Source organism: Pseudomonas sp. B23(2017) (assembly GCF_002113725.1).
In the GTDB taxonomy this organism is placed as follows: Bacteria; Pseudomonadota; Gammaproteobacteria; order Pseudomonadales; family Pseudomonadaceae; genus Aquipseudomonas; species Aquipseudomonas putida_Z.
Genome location: NZ_NEJM01000002.1, coordinates 335,135 through 360,215 on the forward strand (window position 1 = coordinate 335,135; position 25,081 = coordinate 360,215).

Consider the following 25,081-nt stretch of genomic DNA (forward strand, 5'->3'; position numbering starts at 1 on the left):
CTCACCCAACTAGCTGAATGCATGCAGGCAGAAATAACGCTGGGTTCAAATTGAGCCCATTTGTTACTTCGTGGTCGGTAAAGCCCGACCACGGCCTTCCTTCTAAGCCAAGTTCTTTGCAGCGTAGGTCTGTGAGCATATACATCGAGCCCGTTTCCATCAGTGCAAGACGGTAACCTCGATACCGATACTTGAATAGCGCCTTGGGTAAGTAAATGAAGTAGGCGATAGCGAGTGCTGGGGAGCCTATGTTGCTGCAGTCTGGCACGATTGCTCGAGAGAGCTTGTCGATATCAATTGATGGAGTGTGTGCCTCAAATGTTTGTGATGAAGGAAGCAAGTGCAGAGCGTTGCTTTGAGTTGGCCAGTGGTCGATTTTGTTGTGCAAGTTGATGCAAAATACTTCTACTGGGTAAAGTGCTCCACCGCTCGGGTAACCTCTTTTATAACTAAGTTCATTCTTTTTTAATAGCGGTGCGAGTAGCGAGCGGACGGTATCAAAAGCTATGGTGTGCCCTGGGAAATGAGGGCAAGAATCATTTCTTCGTAGGCAGTGGTTTGCAGGTAAGGCGCTGAGGCTGAGCGCTGTGTGGTTGCTTGAATTTGTGAAGACGTTAAGTGGGAGTTCGTTTCCTGTTAGCTTCTCTAGTGTCTTTGATGGGATGTTGTGGAGGGTACTTATGTGTTGTGTTGATCGATGGATCGTATAGTTCCCTTTGGCGTGAAAGGCTAAGGTGTCATCCATGACTTCAGGAGTGATGTATTTGAGGTACTGATCGTGAGCAATAGTCATGGTTTAGATTCCAAGCATTGGCAGAGTGGCCAGTGAAAACTGCTGTCCTCAATAAGTGTGCCGTCGTCAAGATTTAGTGTTCTGGAAAGCAAGACTCGGTCTTGGGTAATCTTTGACTTTTGAGGTCGCGTGAATTTGCTTATGAATGAAGTGATGGTGCCGATGATCAATGCAGTCTGGAGGTCGTCTATAGGGGTTTTCGGTAGGTCAATCTTTTGTGCTCGGCAAAAGGTCAAGATCTTGCTCCAGTGATGTTGGCTGCTTCTCAATGTTTCATAATGTGTGATTCGATCAAGCGTGCAGAAAGCACAGGGATTACCTATTGATGGTATGTAAGGTTCAGTTAAGTGGAACTGATTACCGCTAATGTATCCAATGCTTGCTCCGCAGTGGTTATTTTGTTTCAGTAATTTTGTATAGTTTAATCTGAGTGATTCGGGGCGAAGCTTGAGGCACGCGAATACAAATAGGGTGGGTGATGTTGCTTCAGGTATGTGGGTTGTCGGGAGGCTTTGCGTTGTAATCGCCCCCTGCGATTTGCTTTCAAGGTGGTTCTTGAGTGTATTGGGGATTTCCATGTCGCTATAAAGTACGGCGTTTTCGAAATAGGGAGCGTTTGTTTGGTCGCCGACGATCAATATGGATTTGAGGAACTCAATAGAGCTCTGAAGATGTAGGCCTTCTTTTGTTAATATTTGCTCAAGTTCGTCGCGGTGGAGGAGGGAGGACTGTGTGTCAGCAATATGTCGTAATGCTTTTGCTAATTTGGGGTCTGTGATTTTGGTGAAGCCTGTGGATGAGAAGATCATTGGCTCGGAATCAAAATTGAGGATTTCATAGTTGTGGATTCTTAGCATCTTCATCGTTATTTCCTGGTAAGTGAGGCGGGCGCCAGTTGTACGGCCACTGGGCGCCCGCTGTTTACTTAACGTCCTTTCTGTTTGAGGGTGTCGAGATCAATGTTGTTATGTCCACCACTGCCGCCGTTACAGCCACCACCGCCACCGCATCCACCACTTCCGCCGCAGCCGCCTTTGCTACCAGATCCTCCGAAGAATTCCGACTCCATGTTGCAGTCTTTATCGAACTCCAATGTCATGAGGGTGATGCCAAATTGATTGCTCATTTAACTCTCCTTCAGTGTGACCCCGAACGCCGGGGTGACTGCAGGTTTAGAGTTGAACTTGATGTGCGTCAAGTTTGTCGGGAGTGATTCACTGCTAAGGCCGCTATCTGGTTGTTTAAGTCTCAGTTGGTGTTGTGGGAATTGGCTGAGGGGTGTCTCTGATGAATGTCCAATGATTAATTGAGAGAGTGAGAAACTTCCTATTTTGGTGTGGGGCTGGTCTGTATGTCTCGTGAGAATGATATGTGATTCAGTAGTGAGTGTTCTTTTTGCGATTGGCGGAGCGGAAGTGTGTTTATTGTTTTGGATGTGGAAGTTAGTGTTTCAAGATGTAAAACCTGATCGTGGTTCAGAGAAATGCGCCACTTGATGAGCTCCGCGCAATGAGTTTGAGGTGGTGCAGGCAGGTATCTGGGCCGATGTGCTCAAGGCCAAGCGGGTCGGGGTGCACGACAACTTCTTCGAGCTGGGCGGGCATTTGCTGCTGGCCACACAGATCGCCTCGCGGGTGCAGAAGCAGTTGCAGTTGAACGTGCCGCTGCGGGCGATGTTCGGGTGCAGCACGGTGGAGGAACTGGCGGTGTATGTGCAGGGGCAGGGGCTGCAGGGCAGTGTGCTGGATGACGACAAGGTCGACCGGCTCAGTGACCTGATGGCCGAGCTGGAGGGGGTGTGACCAGAGCAAGTGAGGCCTGCACCGCCCCTTGTAGGAGCGGCCTTGTGTCGCGAAAGGGCCGCATAGCGGCCCCAAAATTGCTGCATAAAAGCTGAAATTGCTGGGGCTGCTGTGCAGCCCTTTCGCGACACAAGGCCGCTCCTACAGATACGGCGTTGTTCTCGAGGTTTGGCGCTGCACCTGTGGGAGCGGGCATGCCCGCGAACACCGGCGCAGCCGGTGCCATAACACCGCGTTGAGTTCTTCGCGGGCTTGCCCGCTCCCACAGGGCCGCCACAGCCTTGTGCTGCGAATGGGCTGCAAGGCAGCCCCGGCGATTTCACATCAGCGCTTGCCGAGAATCTTCCCAAGCAACTCCGGACGCGGCGCGCCTTGCTGGCTCTGCAGGTTGCCCTGGTCATCCTGATAGAAGATCGCCGGGGTCGCCTGCAAGCCCATTTCTTCCATCAGCGCCATGTTCGCCGCCAGCTTTTGCTGCACCGCCTCTGGTACCTGTGCCAATGGTTTCAGTGTGCTGGCCTTGCCGGCCTTTTCATGTTCCTGCAGTGCCTTGGCCGGGTCTTTCGCCGCCAGCAGCGCCGCCGACTTGCCCGGGCTGTCCTCGCGGATGATGCCGACCATGATATGGCGCAACTGCACCTTGCCCGACTCCACCCACGGCCGTGCCTGCTCCCAGAACATGTTGCAGTACGGGCAGTTGGGGTCGCTGAAGAGGTACACCTTGCGCGGTGCATCGTCCTTGCCGTCGGCGATCCAGGAGGTTTTCTCCATCTTCGCCCAGATTTCCTTGCTCATCGGCGCATACACCAGCTTTTTCAGCGGCTCGGCACTGAGGTCGTTGCCCTGTTCGTCGAACAGGCTGCCAACCAGTACATGCTTGCCGTCAGGGGTGAGGTACAGCGCGAGGCCGTTGTTCTGGTACTCGGCGGCATACCCGCGCAGGCCGTTGGGGGCGTCGAAGCTGCCTTTGATCACGGCACCCTTGGCTTGCAGTTGCGCAATCGCCTTGGGCAACTCTTCGGCCTGCAGGGTGGGGGCAGCCAGCAGGGCCAGGGACAGGGGCAGCAGTGCAGTCAGTCGCATGTCAGTTTCCTTGTGCGGCAGGGGCGGGCGCGGTGGCCCGGTCGAAAGGCTCCAGGGCGTGGCGCAGGCTGGCCCGGGACAGCTCGCCCAGATGGCTGCCGACCAGGCGCCCGTCGGCGTCGTAGAACAGGGTGGTGGGCAGGGCCATGGAGCCGACGCGCTGGGCCAGCAGACCGGTGCCGTCGAACAGCACGTGGGTCAGGCTCAGGCCGGTGGTGGCGAGGAAGGTACTGACGTTTTCCGGGGTCTCGCCCTGGTTGACGAACAGGAAGGTCACGTGCGGGTAAGCGCTTTGCGCCTGTTGCAGCACCGGCATTTCGCGTCGGCAGGGTGGGCACCAGGTGGCCCAGATGTTGATGACCAGCGGTTTGCCGCGGTAGCTGTGCAACGCTACGGATTGGCCGTTGGCCTTGCGCAGGCTCAGCTCGGGCAGTTCGGTGCCCTTGCTGTACAGGTGGCCACCGAGGCTGGCCAGGCCCCAGAACAGCGCGCCGCTGAACAGCGCCCAGCCCAGCGGGCGGCGCAGGCCGGGATGGCGCCAGCCCTGCCACAAGGCGCCGAGCACGATGCCGGCAAGGCCCGACCAGAACAGGAAGCCGCCATCACGGATATCGATGATCTGCAGCGGGTCGTCCTGGTACATCGGCCAATAGGCCAGCACGAAGCCGGCGCGTGCGCACAGCAGGCCGATCAGGAACAGGTTGAACAGTGCCGATTCCGGGCTCTCGCCGCCACGCCGGGCGACCCACCAGCCGACCATGCTGGCGATCACCAGGGCGGTGAGCATCAGCAGGTGGTTGAGGGCCATGGTCAATGGCCCGAGGGTTACGGTCAGCATCAGCCTTGGCTCCTGGTCTGGGTCCAGTGTTGCAGGAAGGCGGCGGCATCCACCTCACCAGTGATGCGCCGCGCGCGGCGTTCGTCGCCTTCCGGGCCGACCCAGATGATGCTGGGCGGGCCAGGTACCTGGTAGCGCTGCAGCAGGTCCTGGCTGGCCGGGGTGTCGGCGGTCACGTCCAGGCGCAGCAGGTGCACACCGGCCAGGCCGGCCTGCACGTCGCTGCGGGCGAACACCTGTTTTTCCATGACCTTGCACGACACGCACCAATCGGCATAGTAGTCGAGCATCACCCATTGGCCACGGGCCTTGGCCGCATCCAGTTCGCGTTGCAGGTCTTCGGGGCGGCTGACGGTGACGAAGGCGTCCTCGGTGTGCTGGCCGGTAGCCGGCGCAGCGCCGCCACCGGCGAACGGGCGCAGCGGCTGCCAGAGGTCGTCGCCACCGGCCGCCGCACCCACCAGCAGCAGGCCGCCCCACAGGGCACCCAGCAGCGGCAACGCGCGCAACGCCGGCAACCGCTGCAGGGCCGGCCAGGCAGCCCAGGCCAGGGCGATCAGCAAGGCGCCGCTCAGGGCCAGCAGCAATGCTGCGGGCAGCAGGCTGCGCAAGGTGTATAGCGCCATGCCCAGGAACACGAAGCCGAACACGCCCTTGACCCGGTTCATCCAGGCGCCCGGGCGGGGCAGGAAGCGGTTGCCGAGGGTTACCAGCAACAGCAGCGGCACGCCCATGCCCAGGCCGAGGCTAAACAGTACCAGCGCCCCCTGCAGCACGTCGCCGCTCTGGGCGATGTACAGCAGCGCGCCGGCCAACGGCGCGGTCATGCACGGGCCCATCAGCAGGCCGGACAGCGCGCCGAGCAGCGCCGCGCCATACAGGTTGCCGCCACGGGTGCCTTGCCCGGCGCGGTCGAGGCGGTCACGCACGGCGGCGGGCAGTTGCAGTTCGAAGGCGCCGAACATCGGCAGGGCCAGCAGCACGAACAGCCCCGCCAGGCTGCCCAGCAGCCAGGGTTGCTGCAGCCAGGCCTGCAGGCTGGCACCCAGCAGCGCGGCGACCACGCCCAGGGCGGCATACACCAGGGCCATGCTCAGTACATAGACCCCGGCCAGTATCCAGCCGCGCCGGGCACTGGCGCCATTGCCCAGTACCAGCCCGGCGAGGATCGGCAGCATCGGCAACGAGCAGGGAGTAAAGGCCAGCAACAGGCCCAGGCCGAAGAACGCCAGCAGGCTCCAGGCCAGGTGGCCTTGTTGCAGGTCGCTGGCCAGGGCCTGGTCACTGGCTTGTTCGGCCGCCGGCGCCACACTGCCACCCAGGTCGACCAACGTGGTTTGCGGCGGGTAGCACAGGCCGGCGTCGGCACAGCCCTGCCAGCCCAGGCGCAGCTGGCCCCGGGCATCGGCCGGGAGCAGCAGTTCGAGCTGGTCGCGGTACACCGCACTGTCGCCGAAGAACTCGTCGTGGTGGTTGAGAGCGGCCGGCAGTTGCGGGTGCTGTTCGGCAGGCAGGCCGTCGAACTTCAGGCGTTTCTGATACAGGTAGTAGCCAGGCTGGATCTGGAAGAACAGGCGCATCTGGCCGTCGGCCTGGCGGTCGTGGGTAAGCACGAAGGCCTGGTTGACCGGCAGGAAGTCCGGTTTGACATCGAACGGGTTGGCCTGCAACGGGCCGGCCAGCAGCAGTGTCAGGAAGAGCAGGAGGACGCGCATGTCTTCGCCTTGGCAGTACGTTGAAAGGGGTCATGCTGGCTTGGGTCGATTAACCCAAGGTTAACTCTGGTTTTTGGTCAGAAGGCGCATCAGGGCTTGCAGGTGTTTGCCGTGGGATGGTCTGCGCCTGGGAGATCCTAAGACAAACACCTACCAGCCCCAGAGCAAATTCCGCCCCAGATCCCAGACATGTCGCGACATATTGTCGACTTGACTTTGCCTGCGCCAACACAATTGCTGTAAAGTTGACGTACAGGTCAGCTTTTCAGGCTAGTACCAGAATCAAAAAAAGGGCAGTCCCCCTGCTGCCCAGAGGATCAAGCATGTCCAACCGTGATATTTCCCGGCGCGCCTTCCTGCAAGGCGGCCTGATCGCTGGTGTCGGCGTGACCATGGCGCCGCTCGGCAGCCAGGCATTCGCCGCGCTGATGGAGGAACGCGTCACCACCTCGCCGCAGAAGTGGATGAACCATGACGGCAAGGCGCGTTTCCGTAACGATGCCTTGTCCAAGGTGTGCGGCGACAAGGTGTTCGCCCGCGACATCCGTGCCAAGGACATGCCCGGCTGGCCCGCGCAGCAGGGGCATGCGCTGCTGCTCAAGGCGACCAAGGCCGACCGTATCTATGCCGGCCATGACCTCAGCCTGCTTGGCGCCGACCTGCAGCCGGACCGCATCGTCACCGCTGCCGATCTGGAAAAGGACGGCATCGCCTGGCCCGAGGCCCACTCGCCCGACCCGCTGCTGCCGCCCGGCAAGGTGCCGATGTTCATCGGCCACCCGGTGGCGATCCTGATCTGGCACGACTTCGAGCGCTTCCGCCAGGCCAAGCGCAAGCTGCAGTTCAACGACCAGGCGATCCGCTATGGCGCCCAGGCGCCGCTGTACCAGCGCGACCCCTACGGCAGCTTCCGCTTCGTGCGCGTGGGCGGTGCCACGCCGTTCGACGACGATGAATTTTCCAGCCTGAAGAATTCCATGCTGTTCCCCACCATCCTCAACCGCAAGCCGGTGTGGTCGAAGCAGCCCAACCAGCATGGCGACCTGACCGAGCAGGGCCTGTTCTACGCCAAGCGCATGGCCGAGCAGCTGGAAAACCCGCCAGAGGACTGGCTGGTGTTCGACCAGCGCTACAAGACGCCGTCCATCGAGCCGGCCGCCCTGGAGCCGGACAACGGCAACGGCTGGTACGACCCGGCCAGCGGCACGCTGCACTTCGTGGTCGCGACCCAGTGCCCGTTCGAAGTGGCGCAGGAATGCGTGCACATGATCAAGCCGTCGCGCTTCGCCCTGAACACGCTGAACATGCACCCGGGCTATACCGTGGGCTACGGCTCGAAAGACAACAACATCTTCGTCTTCTACGCCGCCGTGGCCGCGCTGTATGGCGCCGGTGTGCCGATCCGCCTGGCCAACGACCGCTACGAGCAGTTCCAGAGCGGCATCAAGCGCCATGCCTTCGATATCCGCTACCAGTTGGCGGTGGACAAGAAGGACAACAGCTTCAAGATCTTCCGCGCCGACATGAGCTGCGACGGCGGCGGGCGTATCAACTACAGCCCGTCGGTGGCAGCGGTGGGTGCCACGGCGGCGCAGTCGATCTACTACATGCCGCAGAACGACCTGTCGGTCACTGCCTATCATTCCCGTGGCGTCGAGGCCGGCTCCATGCGCGGCTACGGCACCCTGCAGACCATGGCCGCCACCGAAATGATGGTGGATGAGATCGCCGGGCGCCTGGGCGTCGATGCCATCGACCTGCGCCGCGCCAACGCGCTGAAGTCGGGCATGAAGAACACCCAGGGCGCGGTCCCGGCCGGCGCCCTGCGCCTGTACGAGATTCTCGACAAGGCCGCCGTGCACGACTGGTGGCGCAACCGCGACGCGCGCAAGCAGCAGATGGACGCCAAGGACCCGGACCACTGGTATGGCGTGGGCTTTGCCATCTGCCAGAAAGACTTCGGCACCGGCTCCGAAGCCCCCATGGCCAGCATCGAATTCAGCCGCGATGGGCGCATCAGCCTGCGCCACATCGGCACCGAGCTGGGTACCGGCATGTCCACCTCCCAGGCCCTGGTGGTCAGCGATTTCCTTGGCCGCTCGGCCGACGAGGTGAAGACCGCGGTCACCGAATGGCCGGAGCTGCAGCTGACCACCAGCGGCAACCCGTACCTGATCAGCCAGCCCGAGCAGGACGCCGCGCTGCGCAACCCGCGCTGGGTCGGCAAGCTTGCTTCGCCGTCGTCGGCGACCAACTCGGCCTTCTACTTCAGCCATGCCACCCGCGAAGCGGCACGCGTGCTGTTCAACCACGGTCTGTGGCCGGCGGCCATGGCCATCTGGCGCCAGGGCCCGTACGGCGGCCAGGCCAACCCGCTGGTGGTGCGCCGCGAGAATGCGGTATGGGTCAACGGCGAGCTGACCGGCAATGGCCTGTCACCGATCCCGTTCGCCCAGCTGGCACAAAAGGCCCATGACATGGGCCTGGTCACCGGCGTCAGCGTGCACGGTTTCAACCGCTGGAGCTGGGCCGAGGCCGACTTCGTCATCGACGGTGTGCGCGAGCGCTTCCCGCTCGACGCGGTGGCGGTGAAGTACGGCGATGGCGCGGTGAACGCCAAGAAGGCGCAGATGAGCAGCCACGGCTACCACCTGCTCGACCGGCAGAACGCCGCCTACCCCGACACCCAGCTGAACAACGCCATGGTCACCTACTACAGCCCGGTGGCGACCATTGTCGAAGTCAAGGTGAACAAGGGCACTCACGAAGTGCAGGTGCTCAACCACCACAGCTGGGTCGAGTGCGGCCGGGTGCTGGTGCCGGAACTGGTAAAGGGCCAGCTCGAGGGCGGTATCGCCATGGGCATCGGCCATGCCTTGACCGAAGAAATGCCGTTGTACGAGGGCGGGCCCGGGGAGGGCGACTGGAACTTCAACCGCTACCGCCTGCCGCATGCGCGCGACGTGGCGGTGTGGCAGCAGACCAGCGAAATCCTCCCGCCGCTGTCACCGACCGACCCGTCCAAGGGCATCGCCGAAGTGGTGATGATCCCGGTCGTCGGTGCCATCGGCAATGCCGTCGCGCATGCCATCGGCAAGCGCGTTCGCGATCTCCCCATCACCCCAGCCCGTATCAAGGAGGCCCTCAATGGCTAACCGTCCACTGCAACTGACCCTCAACGGTCAACCGGTCGGCCCGGTCGAGGTCCCCGACGACCTGGCGATGATCGACTACCTGCACGAACACCAGAACCTCACCGGCTCGCGCCTGGGCTGCGGCCAGGGCATCTGCCACGCCTGCGTGGTGATCGTCGACAACCCCGACGGCACCAGCGAGGAGGTGCGCACCTGCATTACCGGCGCGCATTACTTCGAGGGCAAGAAGGTCCGCACCATCGAGGGCCATGCCAGACAGGACGAGGCTGGCAACCTCACGCTGAACCCGATCCAGCAGAAGTTCGTCGACCTGTTCGCCTTCCAGTGCAGCTACTGCGCGCCGGGCTTCGTCAATGCCGCCACGGTGCTGGTAGAAACCGCCCAGCGCCAGCCGTTGAAGAAAAGCGAGGTGGAAGACCGCATCGAGGCGAGCCTGGGCCACCACATCTGCCGTTGCACCGGCTACGTGCGTTACTACGACGCCACCCGCACGGTGCTCAACGACCTCGGCCTGGTCAAGGAGGGTTGAGCATGGGTCTTGTTCGTAGCGCACTGGCGCTGGCTCTCGGCCTTGCCATTACCTCGCTTGGCCAGGCAGCCGACCAGGCGCAGGTCAAGCGCGGTGAATACCTGGCCCGCGCGGCCGACTGCATGGCCTGCCACACCGCCGAAGGCGGCGCGCCGTACGCCGGCGGCCTGCCGATCCATTCGCCGTTCGGCACCATTTACGGCAGCAACATCACCCCGGACAAGCAGTACGGCATCGGCAACTACAGCGCCGACGAATTCTTCGCGGCGGTAACCGAGGGCAAGCGCAAGGACGGCGCCAACCTCTACCCGGCGATGCCGTACACCTCGTACCACCTGATCAAGCGCGAAGATTCGGACGCGATCCTCGCCTACCTGATGACCGTGCCGCCAATCAACCGCCCGGCACCGCAGACTGCGTTGCGCTTTCCGTTCAACGTGCGCCAGGGGCTGAGCGGCTGGAACATGCTGTACGGTAAAAGTGTGCAGTTGCAGCCGACCGAGGGCAAAAGCCCGGCCTGGCAGCGTGGGCAGTACATGGTCGAAGTCATGGGCCATTGCGGCGAGTGCCATACCCCGCGCAACCCGATCGGTGCGTTGCAGCAGGACCAGCGCCTGAGCGGCGGCCTGCTGGGTGGCTACCTGGCCCCGAGCCTGCTGGCCCAGGACCTGGCCGAGCGCGGCTGGACCCAGCCGGACCTGACCACCTTCCTCAAGCACGGCATCAGTGCCCAGGGCAGCATGTTCAACGAAATGTTCCCGGTGGTGCACCACAGCACCCAACACCTGGAGGATGCCGACCTGGCGGCCATGGCCACCTACCTGCTGGGCGACCAGCCGCCACCGGCCAAGGCCATCCAGGCGGTGGCACTGGAGCAGATGAGCGACAGCGCCAAGCGCGGCCGCCAGCAATACCTGAATGTCTGCGCCGGCTGCCATGGGGTGGACGGCGAGGGCAAGCCGCACATCGCCGTGGCCATGCGCGGCAACACGGTGCTGCGCCAGGCCGACTCGCGCAACCTGGTCAAGGTGGTCCTCGAAGGCATCCGTGAACAGCAGTTCACCGGCTTCGAGCGCATGCAGCCGATGCCGGGCTTTGCCGACAAGCTCGATGACCAGCAGGTGGCGGATATGGTCAACTACCTGCGCCAGGCCTGGGGTGGATTGCCCGGTGACCTGAGCGTACAGCAGCTCGCCGAGCTGAAGGCGGAGTAAAGGGTGCAGCATCTCGATCTACAGGTGGTCCGCCAGGCGTTGCAGTGGTCGTGCGGCGGCCAGCGGGTGTGGTTGTGCACGGTGCTCGCCACCTATGGCTCGGCGCCCCGTGCGCCGGGCTCGCTGCTGGCGGTGAACGCCAGCGGGCAGTGGCTGGGTTCGCTGTCCGGTGGCTGCGTGGAAGACGACTTCCTCGAGCGCGTGGGCCGGGGGGAGTTTCCCGAGCCAGTGGCCATCGTGCGTTATGGCGATGGCAGCGACTCGCGTTCGAGCATCCGCCTGCCCTGTGGCGGCGTGCTGGAAGTGCTGGTGGAGAACCTGCCGGCCGAATGCGAGGTGCAGGCGCACCTGCGTGAGCTGGAAAGCGCATTGCAGGGCCAGCGCCGCGTGCTGCGTGAAGTGAGCCTGCCCGAGGGCAGGCGCCTGCTTGCCGATGACCACAGCCAGGGGCCGCGTGTGCAGCGTGAACGTGCCTGTGTACGTTTGCGTGTGGGGGCCGCCCAGCGTCTGCTGCTGGCCGGGTACTCCAGCGTCGCGCATTTCTGTGCCGAGTTCGGCAAGGGCATGGGCTTCGAGGTCATCCTCTGCGAGCCCCGTGACGAAGTGCTCGACGGCGTGCGGCTGGATGGCATCGAAGTGCGTCGCGAGCTGCCGTCAGAGTTCATCGCCCATGGCGGTTGCCATGCCGACACAGCCGTGGTGGCGCTGACCCACGACCCGAAGATCGATGACCTGGCGATGCTCGAAGCGGTGCGCACCGAGGCGTTCTATATCGGTGTGATGGGCTCCCGGGTGACCTCCGACAAGCGCCGCGAACGCCTGAGGCGGATCGGTGGCCTGGGCGAGGTCGAACTGGGCCGCATCCACGCCCCGATCGGCCTCAACCTGGGCAGCAAGACCCCGGCCGAGATCGCTTTGGCGGTGCTCGCCGACATTCTGCGGGTGCGCAACGGCATCGAGCGGGGCGCGCTGTGAGCGTGGTTGCGCTGGTGCTGGCGGCAGGCCGCGGCACGCGTTTCGGTTCAGACAAGCGCCGGGCGACCTTGGCTGATGGTCGCAGCCTGCTGGCGCATAGTGTGGAACGGGCCCAAGCGGTGTTCGATGATGTGCGCGTGGTGTTGCGCGCGGGCGAGTGGAGCGAGGATTTTGCCTTGCCTGCCGATTGCCGGGTTATCGCCAGTCCGGATGCGGCGTCGGGAATGGGGCATAGCCTGGCTGCCGGCGCCAGGTCGTTGGGTGACAGCCAGGCGCAGGCGGTGGCGATCTTGCTGGGTGATATGCCTTGGATCGAATCGGTAACCTTGCGTCGGTTGGCCGAGGCGGCCACCGCCTCGACCATCGTATTGCCGCGCCATGCGGGGCAGCAGGGGCACCCGGTGGTCTTCGGCCGCGACTTCTGGCCGGCGCTGGGGCAGCTTGCCGGGGATGAAGGGGCCCGGTCGGTGGTGCAGGCGCATCGGGATCGTTGCGTGGTGGTTGAAGTGGAGGATGCTGGGGTGTTGCTGGATGTAGATACGCCGCAGGGGTTGATTTAGGCCCTGGTGTTCGCCATCGCACCCAAGACGAACACCCCAATCCACCCCACAAAAGGTCCATAATCCCCCCTTAATCTGCCCAAGGTGCAATGCCAGCCACACCATTCCGGGAGCCCCGCCATGCACGTTCTGCTCTGTGAGGACGACGACCTGATCGCCGCCGGCATCTGCGCCGGCCTTACCGCCCAGGGCCTGACCGTGGACCGTGTGGGCAACGCCGCCGATGCACGGGCGATGCTGCAGGCCGCGCAGTTCGACGTGATGATTCTCGACCTTGGCCTGCCCGACGAAGACGGCCTGAAGCTGTTGCGCCGCCTGCGCGAGAAAGGCGAGACGCTGCCAGTGCTGGTGCTCACCGCCCGTGATGCGGTCACCGACCGAGTCGATGGCCTGCAGGCCGGCGCCGACGATTACCTGCTCAAGCCGTTCGACCTGCGCGAGCTGGCTGCTCGCCTGCACACCCTGCTGCGACGGGTGGCCGGGCGGGCGGTGAATGTGATCGAACACGGCCCGCTGCGCTACGACCCGAGCAGCTGCGAGGCAACCCTGGCCGGCCAGCCGGTCGACCTGTCCCGGCGTGAACAGGCATTGCTCCAGGCGCTGCTGCAGAACCCCGGGCGGGTGCTGTCCGGCGAGCAGCTCAAAGACTGCGTGTACGGCTTCAGCGACGAAGTCGAGAGCAATGCCCTGAACGTGCATATCCACCATCTGCGGCGCAAGCTGGGCAACGGCATAGTCGAGACCGTGCGCGGCCTGGGCTACCGCCTTGGCCCGGCGCAGGCGCCGGAGGAGGCCGCATCATGAGCCTGCGGGTACGCCTGAGCCTGATCCTGGGCAGCGCCTTCGTGATCATCTGGGCGCTGGCCGCCGCGTGGATGCTGCGCGACCTGCGCCAGCAGATGATGTTCTCCCTCGACCAGCGCCTGGTGGCTTCGGCGCGCATGGTCGCCGGGCTGATCGACCAACTGCCGCAGCCGCTGACCGCCAAGGGCGGGGAGGCGCACTTTTCCGCCGACCAGTTCAGCGTGCCGGACGGCATGGCCTGCCAGGTCAGCTCGCTGCGTGGCGAGATTCTCGCCAGCAACCACAAGCACGATGGCGTCATGGACGATGAACGCAGCGGTTTCCGTGACCAGACCATCGACGACGCGCTGTGGCGCACCTTCACCTACAACCATGGCGATGTGCGTATCACTACCGCCGACCGGCACATGGAGCGCGAGGCGCTGAACCAGTCGATCCTGCTGGCAGCCTCGGCGCCGGTGCTGATGGCCCTGCTTGGCAGCCTGGGGTTGTTGTGGATCGGCCTGGGCAAGGGCCTGGAGCCGCTCAACCGCATGCGCGATGCCCTGCGCCGCCGGCGCGCGGACAGCGTCGAGCCGCTGCAGGTGGCGGGCATGCCCAGCGAACTGCAACCGTTGCTGGAAACCCAGAACCAGCTGTTCCTGCGCATTGCCCAGACCATCGAGCGTGAGCGGCGCCTGACCGACGATGCCGCGCATGAACTGCGCAGCCCGCTGACGGCGATCAAGACCCACCTGCAGGTAGCGCGGATGACCGATGGCGCCGTGCGTGAGCAGGCGCTGGAACATGCCGAGCAGGGCGCCGACCGCATGCACCGCACGCTGGAGCAGTTGTTGATGCTGGCGCGGGTGGAGGGCAGCCTGTCGTTCGAGGATGGCGTGCAGTGCAGCGCCGAGCAGGTGGCCCGGCAGGCGGTGCAGGATGCCGGCGGCGGTGACAACCGGCGCATCGTGCTGCGCTTGCCTGAAGCCGCTACGCAGATCTACCTGGGCATGCCTGCGCCGTTGGCGGTGGCGGCGCTGCGCAACCTGCTGGACAACGCCTTGCGCCATGGCGGCGACGAGGCGGTGGAGCTTGAGGTGCAGATGGCTGACGGCCAGGTGGGCTTCATGGTGCGGGACCATGGGCCGGGGATTGCCGAGGCGGACCTGGAACACCTGACCGAGCGCTTCTGGCGTAACGGGCAGAGTGGTGGATGCGGGCTGGGGCTGGCGATCGTGCAGGCGATCGTGCAGCGTTGTGCCGGTAGCCTGAAGTTCGACAGCCGCAGTGATGGGTTGCGGGTGTTGTTGCAAGTGCCGGCGCGCTCGGGGCATTGATTTTTATTGCCTGTGCCGGCCTCTTCGCGGGTAAACCCGCTCCCACAGGTACTGCATCAACCCTGAGATCTGTGCCAATCCTGTGGGAGCGGGTTTACCCGCGAAGAGGCCGGGCCTGCTTTCAAAAATCCCACAGCAACCGCTAAATCCTCCTCGCACTCAAGCGTTCTCCAAGCGACGAACACCGCACTTTCGCTTGCTTGCGAGGATTCACCCATGTCCACCGCTTCCTGCCTTGCCCAGGTCCCGCCGGCCAGCGCGCCGCGTGCCTTGTACGAGTTCACCGATTCACCCTTGCTGCAACGCCAGCAACAACAGGAGTCCAACGCCCGCAGCTACCCGCGGCGCATCCCGCTGGCGCTCAAGCGCGCCCGTGGCATCCATGTGGAGGATGTCGAAGGCCGCCAGTTCATCGACTGCCTGGCCGGCGCCGGCACCCTGGCGCTGGGCCACAACCACCCGGTGGTGGTCGAGGCGATCCATCGGGTACTGGCCGATGAGCTGCCGTTGCACACCCTGGACCTGACCACGCCGGTCAAGGACCGCTTCGTCCAGGACCTGTTCGGCGTGCTGCCCGAGGCGTTGCGCCGTGAGGCCAAGGTCCAGTTCTGCGGCCCGACCGGTACTGATGCGGTGGAAGCAGCGCTGAAACTGGTGCGCAGCGCCACCGGCCGCAGCACCGTGCTGGCCTTCCATGGCGCCTACCATGGCATGAGCCAGGGTGCGCTGAGCCTGATGGGAAGCCATGGCCCGAAGCAGCCGCTGGGTGCCTTGCTCGGCAACGGTGTGCAGTTCATGCCGTACCCCTACGACTACCGTTGCCCGTTCGGCTTGGGTGGCGAAGCCGGGGTCAGGGCCAACCTGCATTACCTGGAAACCCTGCTGCTCGACCCGGAAAGCGGCGTGCCGCTGCCGGCGGCGGTGATCCTCGAGGTGGTGCAGGGCGAGGGCGGGGTGATTCCGGCCGATATCGAGTGGCTCAAGGGTGTACGCCGTATCACCGAGCAGGCCGGCGTGGCGTTGATCGTCGATGAGATCCAGAGCGGTTTCGCCCGTACCGGGCGCATGTTCGCCTTCGAGCATGCCGGCATCATCCCGGACGTGGTCACCTTGTCCAAGGCCATCGGCGGCAGCCTGCCGCTGGCGGTGGTGGTGTACCGCGACTGGCTGGACACCTGGAAACCGGGCGCCCACGCCGGCACTTTCCGTGGTAACCAGATGGCCATGGCGGCGGGTTCGGCGGTGATCGATTACCTGGTCGAGCATCGCCTGGCAGAGCATGCCGAGGCCATGGGCCAGCGCCTGCGCCAGCACCTGCAGCAGTTGCAGCGGGATTATCCGCAGTTGGGTGATATTCGCGGGCGTGGCCTGATGCTTGGGGTGGAGCTGGTGGACCCGCAAGGCCAGCGGGATGCGCTTGGGCATCCGGCGGCCAACCGTGAATTGGCGGCGAAGGTGCAGCGCGAGTGCCTCAAGCGCGGGCTGATCCTGGAACTTGGTGGGCGGCATGGGGCGGTGGTGCGCTTCCTGCCGCCGTTGATCATCAGTGGCGAGCAGATCGATGAGGTCGCGCAGCGCTTTACCGAGGCGCTGATCGCGGCGGTCTGATCGATTGCCGGGGCCGCTGCGCGGCCCTATCGCCGGCAAGCCGGCTCCCACAGGGACTGCGCCGACCGGAAGGCTTGCGCTGTACCTGTGGGAGCTGGCTTGCCGGCGATAGGGGCGCAAAGCGCCCCTTGCTAATCCCGGCTACCAACCGCGCCCGGAATTCACCCAGAAGTTCACCGACAGCGAGGTGGTCACAGACGCCACCTGGTGGAACCACCCTTCGGGCAGAAACAACAGGTCACCGGCCTGCAGCACCACGCGCAGGAACGGCACCTCGCGCGCCGCCGGGAAGCGCTGGTAATCCGGGGCGTCGGGGTTGAAGTCGCAGCCGTCCAGGCCGCCCTTGGGGCTGGTCGACCAGGTACCCAGGGCCGGGCGATGGTGCGGCGCGGCAAGGATGAACGACTTCTGCCCCCATACCTGTGCGAACAGGTTGTCGGTGTCGTCGCGGTGCAGTGGCGTCAGTGTGCCCTTGGGGCCGATCCAGATGCGCGGCGCAATGAACTTCTCGCGGGCGAAGTACTGCGGGTAGCGAATCAGCGTCAGCAGCTTTTCCGGCACGATGTTGTTGCCCATGTAGGCCGGGGTTTCGCCGGGTTTGGCAGGGGTGTCCAGCGAGGCGATGAAGTCGGCCATGGAAGTGGAACGGAAGTCGCGGTCGGTGGAGAAGGTCTTCTTCACGTAGTCGCCGTGCCGGGTGATGCCCTGCAGTTCGGCGAAATGCTCCAGCGAAGCTTCGCGGCCCATGGTGAACAGCGGCCAGTCCTGCAGGGCATCGCTGATGACCACCGGCGTCCCGTGCGCCAGGTATTCGCCCTGGAAGCGCGCCAGCGGCATGTCGGCGCGGGCAATGCGTGCCACCTCGCGCTGCACCGGTTGCGCGGCCGAAACCCGTTCGCTGAGGCGTGCCGGTGTCGGGTAGCGGTGGTTCATCGACACCTTGGTCGCCGGCGCGCCGCGCCGGGCGTTGCTGATGATCTGCGGCAGCAGGGTGGCCAAACCCATGTTGCCGCTGATCTTCAGGCGGGCGCTGGCGAACAGTTCTTCGACGTTGGCGGTGCCGCCCATGATGCCGAGGAAGTCACGCTCGGCCACCTCGATGGTGACGTCCGGGGCGCTGTGCCGGCCGGCACCGGTGCGGCTGCTGTCACGCACCTCCGACCAGAAGGCCCGGTCCTGGCCGAAGACGAACTGGAAAACGCCTTCGATGCCGACGGCATGGGCGTTGGCGAACAGTTTGCTGAGGATGCTCTGAAGGTCCACGGTATGCCTCTGGCGGTCTTTCGTTGTGCTGGGATAACGAGTGCCTGCACCAACGATTTAGCCGTGTGGGCGGGTAATTTTTCGGTGTGCTGCTACGTCCCGTAGGGATGCTCGAGTCACATTGTTCACCCAAGGAACCCACATGGCACTGCACCCTGATCTGGCGGCATTTCTGGAACTGGTCGAATTTGGCCGGCTGACGGGCAGGAGCCTGCCCATGCACGCGATGGACGTGGCCCAGGCCCGTGCCGAGTTCGAAGGCAGCTCGCAGGTACTCGACCCGAGCCCGCCCGGCAACGTCACGGCCAGCGAGTTGCAGATTACCGCGCGCGACGGTGCCCGCCTGGCTGCTCGTCTGTACCGCCAGGGCGATGCTGGTGCTGCCTTGCAGCCAGTGATCCTGTACCTGCATGGCGGCGGCTATGTGGTCGGCAGCCTCGATTCGCATGACTCGGTGTGCCGTCGCCTGGCGGCCCTGGGCGAGTTCGCGGTGCTGGCGGCGGACTACCGGCTGGCACCGGAGCAGCAGTTCCCGAAAGCCCTGCACGATGTGCTGGACGCCGCCAACTGGCTGGCTGAGCAGGCGGCCTCGCTGGGCCTGGACAACCGCCGGGTGGTGCTGGCAGGGGACAGTGTGGGCGCCAGCCTGGCGGCGGTGCTGGCCATTACGGCGGTGGAGCAGCCCGAGGCGCTGGCGTTCAAGCCGCTGGCACAGTTGCTGTTCTACCCGGTGACCGATATCTCCTGCTGGCGTGAGTCCCATCGCCAGCATGCCGAGGGTTACCTGCTGGAGACGCCTACCCTGGAGTGGTTCTACCAGCATTATGCGCCGCAGCGCGAGCAGCGCCTGGACTGGCGGGTGTCGCCGTTGCTGTCGACGCTGTGCGAGCCATTGGCGCCGGCTTGCCTGTTCGTGGCCGAGTATGACCCGTTGCATGATGAGGGCATGGCCTATCGTGACCGGCTGGTGGCGGGTGGGACGGCGGTGACCTTTGCCCGGGTGGAGGGGTTGACCCATGACTTCTTGCGCATGTCGGGGATCGTGGGGCAGGTGGAGGGGATTTACCGGGATGTCGGGGAGTGGTTGAAGCGGCTCATTGGCCGGTGATGGGCCGAGATTGCCGGGGGCGCTGCGCGCCCCTTTCGCGACACAAGGCCGCTCCTACAGAAGACCGCGTCTATTCGAACTTGGCGCTGTACCTGTAGGAGCGGCCTTGTGTCGCGATGGGCCGCACAGCGGCCCCAGGGCCTCACCCGCGAAGGTGCTTCTTCAACACATCGACCAATCGCTCGATCTCCGCCTCGGTATTCAACAGCCCAGGCGCCGTCCGCACCACCGGCCCGACATCCCGCGAAACCGCATCGACCACGATGCGCTGGCTGTTGAGATACCGGGCCACCTCGTCAGCATCCTGCCCCGTGACCCGGAAGAAGGTGAACCCCGCCGAATACTGCGTGCTGCGCGGTGTCACCAGCTCGACCCCCGGCAGCGCCTCAAGCCGCTGCCTGAGATAGCCATTAAGCCCATGAATCCGCGCCTGCACCGCCGCCTTGCCCAACTGCAGGTGCAGCTCGAACGCCTTGCCCAATGCCCAGCGGTGCTCGAACGCGTGGTAACCCCCGGGCGTCATCACCGTGGCAAAGTCCTCGTTCTCGGAAAACGTGGCAATGGTCGGGTTCAGCTGCTTCAGTTCGGTGGACGCCGCGCAGATGATCCCGGTACCCCGCGGCCCGAACATCCACTTGTGCGTGCCGGCGATGAAGTAGTCGCAGTTGAGATCGGCAAAGCGCATGTCTTCGACGCCGAAGCCATGCACACCGTCGATCACGTAGATGATCTGGTCCTGCTCGTCACGCTGGCGATTGACCTCGCGCACCAGCGCGCCGATCTCGCCCACGGGCAGTTTCACGCCACTGCCCGAGTGCACCCAGGTCATGCCCAGCACCCGTGTTTTCGGCCCGATGGCCGCCGCGATGGTGGCCAGTACCTGGTCGCTGTTGACCTTGGCGGGGTCGTCGAACAGGCGCAACCGGTGCACCGGTGTGCCATCGCGCGTGGTGCGAAAGCCCATGGTATGGCGGGCGGCCGAATGCTCGTGCACGGTGGTGAGAATTTCCTGCCCCGGGGCAATCTTCAGCCCGTCATAGATCAGCCCCAGGCCTTCGGTGGTGCTGCCGGTCAGGGCAATTTGCCGGGGCGTCACTTCGAGGTAGCGGGCCGCCCATTCACGCACGGCGGCTTCGTGCTTCCATTCCGACTGGCTGTCCCAGTCGACCATGCGGGCCGGGTGGCGGTCGAAGCGGGCACGCAGCGCCTCGATGGCTTCGCGCACGGGCCGTGGGTGCGAGGTGATCAGGAAGTTGGCAAAGTGCGCGTAGGCCGGGTCCAGCTCGAACAGGTTGCGAAACCCGGCCCAGTCGCTGGCGGTGGCAGGCTGCGCCGCCGTCGCTCGGGCGGCAGGCAGCAGCGGGCTTGTGAGGGGCAGGGCGGCCGCAAACAGGCCGGCCTGTTTGAGAAAGGTGCGACGATCGTTCATCAATTGGCTCGCAAGGGTCAGGGGGATGAGGTGGCGACAGGTTGCGCGGCGCGCTGCACCTGCTCCCACACCCGCAGGAAGTTGCCGCCCCAGAGCTTGGCGATATCCGCTTCGGAGTAGCCGCGGCTGATCAGTTCGGCGGTGACGTTGCGTGCTTCACTGGCGTTCTGCCAACCGTCGATGCCGCCGCCTTCGTTGAAGTCCGAACTCAGGCCGACATGGTCGATGCCCACCTTGCGCACGGTGTAGTCGATGGCGTCGCCATAGTCCTTGAGCGTGGCCGGCGGTTCCTCCTCGAGAATGCCGTACAGCGCGTTGGCGTACTGGCCGACCTTCTGCTCGGGCCAGCCGGCGATCACCGGGTCACCGGGCATCAGTGCGTAGTCGAGGTTGGCCAGTGGCGGCAGGGCGTAGCGGGCGCGCAGGGCGTTGAGTTTGTCCTGGGTCTTGCTGCTCAAGGGCTTGAGGTAGGTGGAGAAGGCCACCAGCTGGGCCACGCCGCCGCTGTCCTTGATTAGCTGCAGCTCCTTGTCGGAGAGGTTGCGCCTGATGTCGACCATCGCCCGTGGCGCCGAGTGCGAGGCCACCACCGGCGCGCGGCTGAGGGCAACGGCCTGGGCCAGCGCCTTGCTGGACATTTGCGACACATCGATGATCACGCCCAGGTCGTTCAGCCGCTGCACAGCGCGCTTGCCGAGCGGCGACAGGCCGTCCAGGGCATCGGCGGTGTCATTGAAGAACGGCAGCGGGCGCGAAGAGTCGGCCCAACTGTTGTTGCCCACGTAGCTGAAGCCGAACATGCGCACGCCGCGCGCGGCCCAACGGTCGAGCTGGTCGATGTCATCGCCCAGCGCATAGGCGTTGAGCATGCTGAGGAACACCGCGAACTTGCCTTCGCCGTGCAGGCGCCGCATGTCTTGCGGGGTATAGGCAATACCCACCTGCTGCGGGAAGTCGCGAACCATGGCGGTGATGGCGTTGTAGCGCACCTCCTGGGTGTGGCGGGCGGCTTCGACGAAGCCTGGGGTAGGGCGGTGCGGGCCACCGTCACCGGTCCAGGACTCTGGCCAGGCGAAGATGGTCAGGGCCGCGCCAGACAAACGCCCGCGTGCGGCCTTGGCCAGGTCGAAGCGGCCATTGCCATCCTTGTCGGCCTCGCTGCCTTCGGTGCCGAAGGTCAGCGGCAGGGTGACATGGCTGTCGAACGAGATGATGCGTTCCTGCAGGTCGTTGGCCTGGCGGGTCACCTCCCTGGGATAGCCGGCGGGTGTGGCGAAGTAATGCCAGGCGGCAAACCCGGCGCCAGCGGCAACCGCCGCGGCCAGGCTGATAAACAGGGCTTTCTTCCAGCGTGGAGTCGTCATCTTGGTCTCAGTAGGTTCACCGTCGAGGGATGGGCACAGAGGCCGCCGCTACCTGCAGTGAACGAGCTCGCAGCCGAGAAATTTAGCCGCTATCAGGTCGCTGGCGCAGGGCCCTGTAGGAGCGGCCTTGTGTCGCGATAGGGGTGCGCAGCGCCCCCAGGATCTTCGCACCTCTGCAAAATTGCCGGGGCCGCCTTGCGGCCCTTTCGCGACACAAGGCCGCTCCTACATTGACCGAGTTGCCTTCAAGGTTTGGGGTTGGCAAGCCGCTAAATTTCGCCTGCCGTACAACGTTCTAGCCTTGGACGGGCCGTGCTCCATGGCCGCAATGAATGCACAGGTATGCAATGACGATTTCCCGACGCGGTTTCATCGCCGGTGTGGCATTGACGGGTGTGGCGGTGCCCGGTGCGCTGGGGGCGCTGTATGTGCAGCGCCAGCGTGCCGCCGAGGAATTCCCGGAAACCCCTGGCGAGGCCGTCGTCGAGTTGGCCGATACCCGCCTGCAGCAGTTGGGCGATACCCTGCGCGGCATCTGGCGTTGGACCCTGCAGGGCAAGGATGCGGGCCTGGACGGCCTGCCCACGGGTGAACTGGAGCTGTTCCTGGATGTGGCAACCAGCGGGCGCGCCCTGCGCGGCTACCTGGACACCCCCGAGCGCCTGCGAGGGCAGGAAGAGCCGCGCTACCGCGTGGTAGGCGACCTGTTGGCGGACAAGCCGGGTACCCTGCGCTGGCGCCTGTTTTCGGCCCAGGCCCGCTATGAATGCCATATCGTGCTCGACGAGGTCTGGGGCCGGTTCGGCAACGCCGGGCCGGCGACCCTCAACGGGCGCATTGCACGCCTGGACCGCGCGCTGACATTGCCCGTGGAGGACAACCAGTTTCTGGCGTTGAAGCGCACCTTCCCCGAGGCGCGCGAGCGTACCCCGCTGAACCCGCAACTGCTGGCCTGGCTGACCGCCCCGGAGCATCGCCTGTTCCACCAGCTGTGGCACTCGTCGCGGGACAAATGGCACAAACTGGGCAAGGACAAACAGGGCGCCCTGCGTGGCTTGGGCTGGCAGCCCGGGCCGCGTGATCGCGAGCGTGACGCGCGGGGCCGGCACAAGGACCGCAACGGCTCGGGCGAAGACTTTTTCTTCATGCACCGGCACATGCTTGGCAGGGCGCGTGCCTTGCAGGACTTGCCGTCATGGACGCGCTTCCCGCTGCCGCAGCCGGAACTGGAGCGCGACCGGGCCGGATTCGCCCGCTACTTCGACAACCATGACGGCAATGCCCTGCCGCCCACCTGGCTGGCCAGCGGTGATGCGGAATACACCCAGTGGGTGCGCGACATCAAGACGCCGGATACCTTCCATGGCAACTTCCTGGTCTGGGAGTCACGCTACACCGACCCGGAGTACCTGAGCACCTTGACCCTGGGCCAGTTCGGTTCGGAAGTGGAGCTGGGCCTGCACGACTGGCTGCACATGCGCTGGGCATCGGTGCCGCGCGACCCCTCCAACGGCATGCCGGTGCCGACGGCGCGCACGCCGGATGATTTTGCCGAACGCTGGTTCGCCGAACAGAACGATTTTCTCGGTGACCCGTTTTCATCCCATGTGAACCCGGTGTTCTGGCACTTTCATGGTTGGATCGACGACCGCGTCGAGGACTGGTTCCACGCTCATGAGCGGCTGCACCCGGGCGAGGTACGGCGCCTGGAAGTCAATGGCGTGCCATGGTTTGCGCCAGGGCGCTGGGTGGAGGTGGCCGACCCGTGGCTGGGGCCGGATACCCATGGCTGCTCGACGGTGCCGGGTTTGCGGCCCGGGCGCAGTGTAGAAATGGACCCGGAGACCATGAAGCTGGCCTTGCGCATCATCTACAGCGATGAAGACCTGCTCGACAAGCTGCGGCCCAAGGTACCGCAGCGGCCGTGGTATGCGCGCAACCTGAAGGTGGCGCAGCGCTCGCGTTGAAGCCCCCGAGGCATGCGCCGCCTTTTTGTAGGAGCGGCCTTGTGTCGCGATAGGCTGCGCAGCAGCCTCCGGATTTCAGCGTTGATGCGGATAATGCCGGGGCCGCCTTGCGGCCCATCGCGACACAAGGCCGCTCCTACAACGGGGCGCGCAGGTGTTCTAGTTGCCACCCACCCCCCAATGCCTTGTACAACGCCACGCTACCCTGCAACCGGGCCAGGCGCAGTTGTGCCTGCTGGTCCTGCGCCACATACAAGGTGCGCTGGGTCTCCAGCACGCTCAACAGCGTCTCCGCTCCCGCGCCATAACGCTGCTGCGCCAGGTCGAACGCCAACCGCGCCTGCACCACCTCTTCATCCTGCCACTGCCGCTGGCGGTCCACGCCCTGGATCGCATTGAGCGCTTTCTCGACATCGGCAAAAGCGGCCAGGATGCTGCTGCGGTAGGTCTCCAGCAACTCCATCTGTTCAGCCTCGGCCAGTTCACGCGCGGCACGCAGCCGGCCGTTGTTGAAGATCGGCGCGACCAGGCCGCTGGTGAGGGTGTAGTAGGAGCTGTCGAACAAATGGGCAAAGGTATTGGCGCCAGCTCCCAGGTTGGCCCCGAGGGTGAGCTTGGGCAGCATGGCGGCGCGGGCGACCTGCACGTTGGCGCTGGCAGCGGCCAGCCGTGCTTCTGCCGCGGCAATGTCCGGGCGGCGGGTGAGCAGCTCGCTGGGCACACCGCTGCCAATGGTGGGCCATTGCAGGGTGTTGATCGCGTCCTGGCTGGTGGGTAGCGACTGCACCGGGTCGCCGAGCAGGGTCGCCAGGGTGACCCGGCTGTCTTGCCACTTCTGTTCCAGTAACGGCAGCTGGCGTTGCTGCGCGGCCACCAGGCTGCGCTGCTGGGCCAGTTCAAGGCGCGTGGCGGACCCGCTGCGCTGGCGTGCCTCGACCAGGCCCAGCACGTCCTGGGCATTGCGCAGGTTGAGGTGGGCAATGCGTAACTGTTCCTGCAAAGCCAGGCCCTGCAGGTAACTGTCGGCCACCGCGCTGACCAGGGTCAGCGCCACGGTCTGGCGGTCGAAGCGGCTGGCATCCAGGCTGCGCAGGGCGCTGTCACGGGTCGCCCGCAGGCCGCCCCAGAAGTCGATTTCGTAGCTGGCGCTGAGCTGCATGTCGAACGAGGTGCTGGTGGGTTCGCTGCGGCTGACATCCAGTTGGTCATAGCCGTCACCGTGCAGCAGGCGTTGGCGGCTGCCGTCCAGGCCCAGCTTCAGCTCCGGCAACAGCGGCGCGCCGGCAATGACCGCGCGGGCCTGGGCCTGGCGTACCCGCGCCGTGGCGGCAGCCAGGTCATGGGCATTGTGCAGGGCGTGCTGTACCAGGCGGTCGAGCTCGCTGCTGGCGAAGGCTTGCCACCACTGTGTCGTTGGCAGTTGTGCCGAGGGTGATGCGGCCTCGCCTTGCCAGGCGGATGGCGCGGCGATACCGCTGGCGGGTGTTGGCGGCGTGCTGCAGGCGGCGAGGCATACGCATAAGGTCAACAGGCTGATGCGGCTAGGCAGAGTCAT

20 protein-coding genes and 1 pseudogene are annotated in these 25,081 nt (G+C 64.7%); 11 read left to right on the forward strand and 10 right to left on the reverse strand.

Annotation, left to right across the window (positions count from 1 at the left end):
* Position 1: 1 nt before the first annotated feature.
* The 3 genes from CAG46_RS04875 to CAG46_RS27730 all read right to left on the reverse strand — a co-directional run bounded on the left by CAG46_RS04875 (position 2) and on the right by CAG46_RS27730 (position 1,919).
* Positions 2 to 793, reverse strand: a complete 792-nt coding sequence (locus tag CAG46_RS04875) for a SagB/ThcOx family dehydrogenase (RefSeq protein ID WP_085614470.1) — start codon at positions 791 to 793, stop codon at positions 2 to 4.
* On the reverse strand, positions 790 to 1,656 hold the full coding sequence (locus CAG46_RS04880) for an McbB family protein (RefSeq protein WP_085614469.1): 867 nt from the start codon (positions 1,654 to 1,656) through the stop codon (positions 790 to 792). The genes CAG46_RS04875 and CAG46_RS04880 overlap by 4 nt, the downstream gene beginning before the upstream one ends.
* A gap of 62 nt (positions 1,657 to 1,718) precedes the next feature.
* Positions 1,719 to 1,919, reverse strand: coding sequence for a hypothetical protein (locus CAG46_RS27730; protein WP_139832751.1), 201 nt, complete (start codon positions 1,917 to 1,919; stop codon positions 1,719 to 1,721).
* Positions 1,920 to 2,292: 373 nt separating this feature from the next.
* On the opposite strand from CAG46_RS27730, the pseudogene CAG46_RS04885 reads away from it, so the two are divergent.
* Positions 2,293 to 2,595, forward strand: a pseudogene (locus CAG46_RS04885) (phosphopantetheine-binding protein); the annotation flags it as partial.
* A 324-nt stretch (positions 2,596 to 2,919) separates the two neighbouring features.
* Here the strand turns inward: CAG46_RS04885 and dsbG are convergent.
* The 3 genes from dsbG to dsbD are packed head-to-tail and all read right to left on the reverse strand — an operon-like array spanning position 2,920 to position 6,231.
* Positions 2,920 to 3,678 (reverse strand): thiol:disulfide interchange protein DsbG, encoded by a 759-nt coding sequence (gene dsbG / locus CAG46_RS04890; RefSeq protein WP_085614467.1) that lies wholly within the window; start codon positions 3,676 to 3,678, stop codon positions 2,920 to 2,922.
* Between the two features lies 1 nt (position 3,679).
* Positions 3,680 to 4,516: a TlpA disulfide reductase family protein gene (locus tag CAG46_RS04895; RefSeq protein WP_025340001.1), complete on the reverse strand. Its 837-nt coding sequence runs from the start codon at positions 4,514 to 4,516 to the stop codon at positions 3,680 to 3,682.
* A complete protein-coding gene (gene dsbD, locus CAG46_RS04900; protein WP_085614466.1) occupies positions 4,516 to 6,231 on the reverse strand; it encodes a protein-disulfide reductase DsbD in 1,716 nt (571 codons plus the stop codon). The genes CAG46_RS04895 and dsbD overlap by 1 nt, the downstream gene beginning before the upstream one ends.
* A gap of 323 nt (positions 6,232 to 6,554) precedes the next feature.
* Between dsbD and CAG46_RS04905 the strand changes: the two genes are divergently transcribed.
* The 8 genes from CAG46_RS04905 (at position 6,555) to CAG46_RS04940 (ending at position 16,395) form a co-directional block, all read left to right on the forward strand.
* Positions 6,555 to 9,386, forward strand: a complete 2,832-nt coding sequence (locus CAG46_RS04905) for a xanthine dehydrogenase family protein molybdopterin-binding subunit (RefSeq protein ID WP_085614465.1) — start codon at positions 6,555 to 6,557, stop codon at positions 9,384 to 9,386.
* On the forward strand, positions 9,379 to 9,915 hold the full coding sequence (locus CAG46_RS04910) for a (2Fe-2S)-binding protein (protein WP_025339998.1): 537 nt from the start codon (positions 9,379 to 9,381) through the stop codon (positions 9,913 to 9,915). Before CAG46_RS04905 ends, CAG46_RS04910 begins: the two co-directional genes overlap by 8 nt.
* A gap of 2 nt (positions 9,916 to 9,917) precedes the next feature.
* Entirely contained in the window at positions 9,918 to 11,129 is a 1,212-nt protein-coding gene (locus CAG46_RS04915) for a cytochrome c (protein ID WP_085614464.1), read from the forward strand.
* Positions 11,130 to 11,132: 3 nt separating this feature from the next.
* The gene (locus CAG46_RS04920) at positions 11,133 to 12,104 is read left to right on the forward strand and encodes an XdhC family protein (RefSeq protein ID WP_085614463.1); all 972 of its coding nucleotides are present in this window, start codon (positions 11,133 to 11,135) and stop codon (positions 12,102 to 12,104) included.
* The gene (locus CAG46_RS04925) at positions 12,101 to 12,664 is read left to right on the forward strand and encodes an NTP transferase domain-containing protein (protein ID WP_085614462.1); all 564 of its coding nucleotides are present in this window, start codon (positions 12,101 to 12,103) and stop codon (positions 12,662 to 12,664) included. Before CAG46_RS04920 ends, CAG46_RS04925 begins: the two co-directional genes overlap by 4 nt.
* A 120-nt stretch (positions 12,665 to 12,784) precedes the next feature.
* On the forward strand, positions 12,785 to 13,468 hold the full coding sequence (locus tag CAG46_RS04930) for a response regulator transcription factor (protein ID WP_025339994.1): 684 nt from the start codon (positions 12,785 to 12,787) through the stop codon (positions 13,466 to 13,468).
* Positions 13,465 to 14,787 carry an ATP-binding protein gene (locus CAG46_RS04935; protein ID WP_025339993.1) on the forward strand — a complete coding sequence of 441 codons (1,323 nt, stop codon included), beginning with the start codon at positions 13,465 to 13,467 and terminating at the stop codon, positions 14,785 to 14,787. Before CAG46_RS04930 ends, CAG46_RS04935 begins: the two co-directional genes overlap by 4 nt.
* A gap of 216 nt (positions 14,788 to 15,003) precedes the next feature.
* On the forward strand, positions 15,004 to 16,395 hold the full coding sequence (locus tag CAG46_RS04940; RefSeq protein WP_085614461.1) for an aspartate aminotransferase family protein: 1,392 nt from the start codon (positions 15,004 to 15,006) through the stop codon (positions 16,393 to 16,395).
* Between the two features lie 141 nt (positions 16,396 to 16,536).
* On the opposite strand, the gene CAG46_RS04945 is transcribed toward CAG46_RS04940, so the two are convergent.
* Entirely contained in the window at positions 16,537 to 17,658 is a 1,122-nt protein-coding gene (locus CAG46_RS04945) for a cupin-like domain-containing protein (protein WP_085614460.1), read from the reverse strand.
* 142 nt (positions 17,659 to 17,800) lie between these two features.
* Here CAG46_RS04945 and CAG46_RS04950 point away from each other — a divergent pair, with 142 nt between their 5' ends.
* Positions 17,801 to 18,766, forward strand: coding sequence for an alpha/beta hydrolase (locus CAG46_RS04950; protein WP_085614459.1), 966 nt, complete (start codon positions 17,801 to 17,803; stop codon positions 18,764 to 18,766).
* A 142-nt stretch (positions 18,767 to 18,908) separates the two neighbouring features.
* Here CAG46_RS04950 and CAG46_RS04955 read toward each other — a convergent pair whose 3' ends face one another.
* Together CAG46_RS04955 and pvdM are read right to left on the reverse strand one after the other, a co-directional pair.
* Positions 18,909 to 20,195: an aminotransferase class V-fold PLP-dependent enzyme gene (locus CAG46_RS04955; protein WP_085614458.1), complete on the reverse strand. Its 1,287-nt coding sequence runs from the start codon at positions 20,193 to 20,195 to the stop codon at positions 18,909 to 18,911.
* A 17-nt stretch (positions 20,196 to 20,212) separates the two neighbouring features.
* Positions 20,213 to 21,559, reverse strand: coding sequence for a pyoverdine-tailoring dipeptidase-like protein PvdM (pvdM, locus tag CAG46_RS04960; protein ID WP_085614457.1), 1,347 nt, complete (start codon positions 21,557 to 21,559; stop codon positions 20,213 to 20,215).
* Positions 21,560 to 21,906: 347 nt separating this feature from the next.
* Between pvdM and CAG46_RS04965 the strand changes: the two genes are divergently transcribed.
* On the forward strand, positions 21,907 to 23,526 hold the full coding sequence (locus CAG46_RS04965) for a PvdJ/PvdD/PvdP-like protein (RefSeq protein WP_085614456.1): 1,620 nt from the start codon (positions 21,907 to 21,909) through the stop codon (positions 23,524 to 23,526).
* 136 nt (positions 23,527 to 23,662) lie between these two features.
* Here the strand turns inward: CAG46_RS04965 and CAG46_RS04970 are convergent, their stop codons facing one another.
* Complete coding sequence (locus CAG46_RS04970) at positions 23,663 to 25,081, reverse strand: efflux transporter outer membrane subunit (protein WP_085614455.1); 1,419 nt, start codon at positions 25,079 to 25,081, stop codon at positions 23,663 to 23,665.